The following is a 6112-nucleotide window of genomic DNA, read 5'->3' on the forward strand; positions in this document are numbered from 1 at the left end:
GGACCCTCATGTCATCGCGGCGGCAATAACGGTGAACCCGGCGGCTTCCCTCTTGGGCTTCCTCAGATCCAGGCGCGCGGCGCCGCCCCGCAACACGTCGCGGCCCCTCTGAGCAGGGATGGCGAAATCGTTACCGGATGGCATTCTGCCGTATGCGCATGGTTTCGCCTACCTTTCGCGCTACACGTGAAAACCGCCAGAGCGTTGCACCATTGCCGGCTCTTGAGTTGAGGGTAGCGTCCCCTTGTCGCGGCGGGCAGTTGGTCAGCGAGTTCCCAGCGTTCCCGTCTCTGCTCGTCGCGATAAATCATGCATCCCTTCATCTCTTCTGAAAATGCGGCCGCTGCGAGTCAGCTGCGCGGAAGAGCAGCCCAAAGACCAGAAAGGTCCAGCCGGCACCACCCATCCAGCCGGCCATGACATCGCTTGGGTAATGCACGCCCAGCATCACACGGCTGATGCCGGCCAGGAGGCTGACAGCGATGGTCGCGCCGATGATGGTCCTGCGCACAGGGGACCGCCAGCTGATTGCCGAGAAGACCAAGCCGAGGCTGATATAGACCACTGCAGCATTGAAGCTGTGGCCGCTGGGAAAGCTGTAGCCGTCCGCCGCCACAAGATGCGGCACGACATCAGGGCGAGGCCGGGCAAAGCACTGCTTCAGTAGGAGATCCAGCGCCCAGCCCCCGGTGATCGTGACAAACAGCACCACCGCCTCGCGCCGGAGGTGGAGCATCGCCAAGACCCCCAGGGCGCAGACGGCGAACAGATGACGCAGCAGGACGCCGCCCAAGGCGGTCATGTCGCGCGCGGCAACCTCCAGCCATTCCGGCCCGCGCAGGTCCAAACCGGAGGGACCGCGAAACGCCAGCAGTCCCAGATCATCCACGCCGGCGCTGCGGCCGCTCACCACCAGCACCGCGAGGACCGCGAAGATCGCCCAGCAGATCGCCGCTGCGATCAGCGCATGATGCCGTGCGAGCGGCACCCGATGAACAGGAACATGGCTTGCCCTGACTGGATTGCGTTCCATCCGATCATGCCCCTGCAACCTTCCCGTCAGTAGGATCGTCCACGCGCCCTTGGTCCTGCAAGCGTGCCGTCCGCAACTCCCTAGCGGACGGCCGTGTCGAGCAGCACCCAGGGAGATGGCCAGGGGTCTAGTTTGCAGCCGGGCCTCATACTGCGAAGCCTGCGCCAACCCCATGAAAGGCTCTCGCGACCGTGCCCGTTGCGAGAGCCTCCCATGAAGGATGTGCGTTGCCTTCACGCCATCGAACGGGCCGAAAGACGGAACGTTCCGTGTGAACAAGAAGACCCTGTGCGTGTCGTGGCGCACAGGATCCTCTGGGGTTAAGTGCAAGGACTTGCCTCAACCTGTAGGTATTGCGGTTCTGCACGTCATGCAAGTTCACCGGGCGGTTGACTGCGGGTCAACCACGGCTGCATTCTACGTTTTCCACCTAGAAACATTTGATCGAGCGAATTGACATAAGGGGCGGCCTGCCTTGCCGTTGGGATCACCGCACGGTGGCCAGGACAGGTCGTGCCCTCCTTCGCGGGCTGCGGTTGGTCAATGGCCTCGCCAATGTCCATGATGCCGATCGTCCCCGCAAGAGCCTGGCGGGATCGCCGATGTCCTTAGCCGCAGGAGATTGCCTCGATAAGGCCGGTATTCTCGTCGTAGCTGACATTCATCCGGGCCCGGTTGACGTCGGACTGAACGGCACAGTTGGTGCAGGCTTCGCGCCAGACGACACCGGCCGGTTTCTCGGGCAGCGCATCCGTTGGTCGTCCCACCAGGTGCTGATAGGCGGATGCCCGGCACCGGTCCCCAAAATAGTATCTTTTCGAGCCGCCGTCGGTTTCGGCGATCCAGATTTCCGGCTCGCGCGGGTGGTTTCGGATCGTGGAACCCTCGGGTGCCCAATAGGCGAATGGCGGCGGGGGATCGGCCTCCATCACAACATCAGGCTGCGACAACGTCCCTTTGCCTTGCGACGCAAACTCCTTCGATTTGCAGCCCGGGAGAGCAGCAGCGATGACCGCCGCCAACAGAAACCTTGCTACCGGCATTGCATCCGCACCGTTTGCTACAGTGGTCACTATAGCACGAGCACCTGATCGGGCGAGAGGCGGTCCGCGCATCATCCTTCCGAAGAAAGGGGATCGCGTGGCCCGCGATCACCCAGGCTCGACCACCAGTTCGGACAGAGGTGACGATGGGGCAACAAAGACCGCCGTGTCGGTAATCGAGTTCGGTGCAGGCATCAGGCGATCCGCGGGAGTCCATCTCGATCAACCGGCTTCCGACCCGGCTGCGGTCCCGAAAGAAACATTTATCAAGAGCTGGTTACAGCAAATTCATTTGACCGGCGCAGCGGGGTCGCAGCATCTACGCCGATGAACCAGATGATCGCCATTCTGTATCGCAGCGACGCGCTGACTGCTGCGGATAGCGCGGCGGATGATGAAATCCTGTCGGCAGCGCGAGAGCGCAATGCATCCAGAAACGTCACAGGCTTTCTGCACCGCGAAAGCGATGTCTTCTATCAATGGCTGGAAGGACCGGCGGAGGCCGTCAGGGAGATCTTCGCGTCGATCATGAACGACCCTCGACATCGCAACGTCAAGCAGCTGAGCGAGATCATCATCACGGAGCGCAATTTCCGGTTCTGGTCGATAGCTGCCTCGGATGAGAGCACCACATCGCTGTTCGACTGGGCGGCGAAGGGCGGGATTTCCCTGCATCAGGTTCGGCCCGATCAACTCCTGTCGTTTCTACTGCACTGCGCACGACGGGTCTGAGACCGGATTGTCGCCGAGGCGGCGCACCCTGCCCCAGCCCAAGCGGGCGGAACAATCTCGGGTGCCGCCCCCAACGCGTTGCTGACGCCTGGATCTGTCTGGCTGCAGGGCTGCGTTGGCCGGAACCCAAGCCCTCGGTTGGGCCTTCTCAGAACAGGCAAGAAAAACCGAGCAGCAGTCGTGGCTTCAATCGACCATTACGCCCTGGTCGCGGATGACGATCCGCTGATCCGCATGGATGCCCAGGCGATCCTGGCCGGCGCCGGCTTCCGCGTCCATGCCGCAGCCAGTGCCGAAGAGGCCTTGCAGATCCTTGACCGGCATGGCCCTGCCATCCGGTTGCTGTTCACCGATGTGCAGATGCCGCCGGGCCCTCTGACCGGGTTCGACCTGGCCTGGCGTTGCGCGGAGACGTGGCCGCAGATCGGCATCCTCGTGGCCTCTGGCGCAGTGCCGCCGGAGCCGGGCGATATCCCTGAGCAGGCCGTGTTTCTCCCAAAACCGTTCAGTGAGGATCTTGTCCGCAATCACCTCAAGGCGATCCTGTCAGACAGCCAGGGTCCGCAAGACCGTCAGACCTCGCTGTCCTGACGGACACGAGTTCTTGTCGCCCTATCTCCATGCCGACCTGTTGGCACCGAGCAGGGTTTGTTCTCTCAGCGAACCAGTGTCAGACGGCGCGAGTTGGCGCGTGTCCTTTTTACGTAGGGCCGCAGAGCCGCGACCATGACCCGCTCCGGGCTTGCCCCCCTGCCCGCCGCCTCCAGCATCGCGAAGAGCGACTCCGCCGCTGCCGCCTGCTTTTCCGCCACCATGCGGAACGGCTCGCCAGGCGACTGGGCCATGATCCCCATCATTCCCGCTGTCCGAAGACCGATCACCGTCTGCGCGTCGATCCCCAGCCGGGCCAGCTGAATCCACAGGCGGACGGGGTTCGCAGGCATCGTGAAGCCGATCATGGGGATACATCCTTTGCGCTGTGGGGTCATTTTGGACGGCCATTCCGAACAATGGCAGGGAGCCTTATCGTCAGGATCAATCGCTACACCGTCTCGAAGATCACGAACCCCGACATCGTGTCGGCGACCTCGTCGTAGCGGCTGGCATCGGTGACGATGCGGATGATCGGCGCCTCAAAGGGGTCGTCGTCCTCGGGAATGACCTGGACGGTCCGCGGCACGGCAAACTCCCCTGCCCTTGCCGGGATCGCCACGAACTCGATCTCGCCGTCGCCGATGGTGCCGAATTTCATCATGCCTTCGAAAGGGCCGTGACCGTCGATCGCAAACCTGACCCGCCGCATCGCCTGCTCCTCTTGTCGTGGCAAGAGCGAACGGCGATCCCGCCGCCCTGTTCCGGGCAAACGGGCGCAGTTAGGAAAGATCAATAGCTCCCCTCGTGGCGATCCTCACTGGCGACCTCGCCGAGGCTATCCCCCCTCGTCGATGCGGGGTAGGAACCAGGCCAGCAGCCCGCCCAGCGGCAGGAAAGAGCAGAGCCGATAGACCGTCTCGACCCCATGGCTGTCCGCCAGTCCGCCCAGGACCGCCGCCGCAATGCCGCCCAAGCCGAAGTTCAGCCCATAGAACAGCCCGCCGATCAAGCCGATCCGGCCCGGCAGCAGCTCCATCGCATAGATCAGGATCGAGGCGAAGGCACTGGCCATGATCAGGTTGATCGCCACCGTCAGCACCCCGGTCCAGAACAGGTCGGCATAGGGCAGCACCAGCGTCAGCGGCAGCGGTCCCAGCACCGAGATCCAGATGATGCGGTGGCGTCCGATGCGGTCGCCGACGATGCCGCCAATCAGTGCCCCCGCCGCCGCCGCCAGCAGAAAGATGAACAGCATCATCTGCGCCGAGGGGATCGACAGCCCGAAACGGTCCATCAGGTAGAAGGTATAGAACGACCGGAAGCTTTCGCTGTAGGCGTTCTTGGAAAACATCAGCAGCGTCAGGACCACCATGCCGATGCCGATGGTCAGCGGCGCATGCCGGACATGGGCGCCGCCGTCCTTGGTGGCGCTTTTGCGCATCGCCGCGAACTCGGCGCTGATCCGGCGCTGCTTGCTGCCGATCCAGACCAGCAGCAGCATCGCCATCAGGGCGGCGACCGCGAACCAGGCGAGGCTCGGCTGGCCCCAGGGCACGATGATCAGCGCTGCGAAGACTGGGCCAAGCGCGCCGCCCGCCTGCCCGCCCACCTGAAAGATGCCCTGCGCCAGCCCCTGCCGCCCGCCCGCGGCATATCGCGCCATCCGCGTGGCCTCGGGGTGGAAGATCGACGAGCCGATGCCGATCAGCGCCACCGACACGAGGATCACCGCATAGCTGTGCGCAAAGGCCAGGCTGACCAGCCCCGACAGGGTGAACATCATCCCCGCCACTGGCGAATAGGGCGCGGGATGGCGGTCCGTCACCATGCCGATCACCGGCTGCAGCAGCGATCCGGCGATCTGGAAGGTCATGGTGATCATGCCGATCTGGACGAAGTCCAGGCCGTAAGCGTCCTTCAGGATCGGATAAGCCGCCGGGATCAGCGACTGCATCAGGTCGTTCAGAAGATGCGTCAGCCCCAGCACCATCAGCACGGTCACATGGGTTCCCGCGCGGGGGGCGGACAAGGCGGCGGTGGTCCTGGCGGCTGCTTTCCGGGAAAAAGGCGGGCAGGACATCCGGTTCCCTGCACCGCATCTCTGCCTTCAACATCGGCGGGGTGCAAGTGAGGGTGCGCGCTTGTCCCCACCGTGGCAAAGCAGGACAGCACAGCGTCCGTTCCGGCAGTTAACAAAGGCTGGTTGACTGCCGGGATTAACCATCTGTCAACGCTCTCCGGCTACCCCTCCTGTCAACAAGGAGAACATCGCCATGAACTATCGGGTCGCAAACTATGAATCGATGAACGGGAACCTGGCGCTGGCCGGGCAGGCCGTCACCGCCTGCCGCGAGGGCGCGCCGCGGCTTTCGCTCACCCCCGCCGAGCGGGAGGAGTTGCTGGCCCGAATTCATCGGCAGATCGCGGACCTGCACGCTCTCGAGGTGCGGCTGAGGAGGCCTGTGGCTCGCGCGGCAAGGAACCGACCTTCCGAAGCTGCGGATGGCTTATGAGAAGGTCAAAGGACTGAAGGCGCCGGCGTTCCAGCGGGGTGTCCGGGTGAAGCCGCAATAAGAAAGACCCCCTTGCGTGGCAGCGCAGGGGGGCCTTTCGTAACCGGCCGATTGTTACCGCGGCGGTTGAGCCTTGAAGCGTTGCGCGAGTTCAGGATCGCTAACGAAGTCGTCGAGGAACTGGTGCCAGGTTTCTG

The 6112-nt window shown here is 63.6% G+C and carries 8 protein-coding genes; 3 read left to right on the forward strand and 5 right to left on the reverse strand.

Annotated elements, in window-relative coordinates; genetic code table 11:
• Nucleotides 1-319 precede the first annotated feature (319 nt).
• Both PARHAE_RS19255 and PARHAE_RS19260 read right to left on the reverse strand, forming a co-directional pair.
• Nucleotides 320-1033 carry a phosphatase PAP2 family protein gene (locus tag PARHAE_RS19255; RefSeq protein WP_164555318.1) on the reverse strand — a complete coding sequence of 238 codons (714 nt, stop codon included), beginning with the start codon at nucleotides 1031-1033 and terminating at the stop codon, nucleotides 320-322.
• 608 nt (nucleotides 1034-1641) lie between these two features.
• Nucleotides 1642-2055 carry a hypothetical protein gene (locus tag PARHAE_RS19260; RefSeq protein ID WP_126156132.1) on the reverse strand — a complete coding sequence of 138 codons (414 nt, stop codon included), beginning with the start codon at nucleotides 2053-2055 and terminating at the stop codon, nucleotides 1642-1644.
• A gap of 348 nt (nucleotides 2056-2403) precedes the next feature.
• Between PARHAE_RS19260 and PARHAE_RS19265 the strand changes: the two genes are divergently transcribed.
• Complete coding sequence (locus PARHAE_RS19265; RefSeq protein ID WP_126156133.1) at nucleotides 2404-2808, forward strand: BLUF domain-containing protein; 405 nt, start codon at nucleotides 2404-2406, stop codon at nucleotides 2806-2808.
• 138 nt (nucleotides 2809-2946) lie between these two features.
• Nucleotides 2947-3399: a response regulator gene (locus tag PARHAE_RS19270; protein ID WP_206437031.1), complete on the forward strand. Its 453-nt coding sequence runs from the start codon at nucleotides 2947-2949 to the stop codon at nucleotides 3397-3399.
• A gap of 65 nt (nucleotides 3400-3464) precedes the next feature.
• On the opposite strand, the gene PARHAE_RS19275 is transcribed toward PARHAE_RS19270, so the two are convergent.
• From PARHAE_RS19275 to PARHAE_RS19285, 3 genes are all read right to left on the reverse strand, one after another.
• The gene (locus PARHAE_RS19275) at nucleotides 3465-3767 is read right to left on the reverse strand and encodes an antibiotic ABC transporter (RefSeq protein WP_126156134.1); all 303 of its coding nucleotides are present in this window, start codon (nucleotides 3765-3767) and stop codon (nucleotides 3465-3467) included.
• An 83-nt stretch (nucleotides 3768-3850) separates the two neighbouring features.
• Nucleotides 3851-4111 carry a hypothetical protein gene (locus PARHAE_RS19280; RefSeq protein WP_126156135.1) on the reverse strand — a complete coding sequence of 87 codons (261 nt, stop codon included), beginning with the start codon at nucleotides 4109-4111 and terminating at the stop codon, nucleotides 3851-3853.
• 126 nt (nucleotides 4112-4237) lie between these two features.
• Nucleotides 4238-5392, reverse strand: a complete 1155-nt coding sequence (locus tag PARHAE_RS19285; RefSeq protein WP_241232896.1) for an MFS transporter — start codon at nucleotides 5390-5392, stop codon at nucleotides 4238-4240.
• A gap of 283 nt (nucleotides 5393-5675) precedes the next feature.
• On the opposite strand from PARHAE_RS19285, the gene PARHAE_RS19290 reads away from it, so the two are divergent.
• Nucleotides 5676-5915: a hypothetical protein gene (locus tag PARHAE_RS19290; RefSeq protein WP_126156137.1), complete on the forward strand. Its 240-nt coding sequence runs from the start codon at nucleotides 5676-5678 to the stop codon at nucleotides 5913-5915.
• Nucleotides 5916-6112: the final 197 nt, after the last annotated feature.

Source organism: Paracoccus haematequi (assembly GCF_900631945.1).
Lineage (GTDB): Bacteria > Pseudomonadota > Alphaproteobacteria > Rhodobacterales > Rhodobacteraceae > Paracoccus > Paracoccus haematequi_A.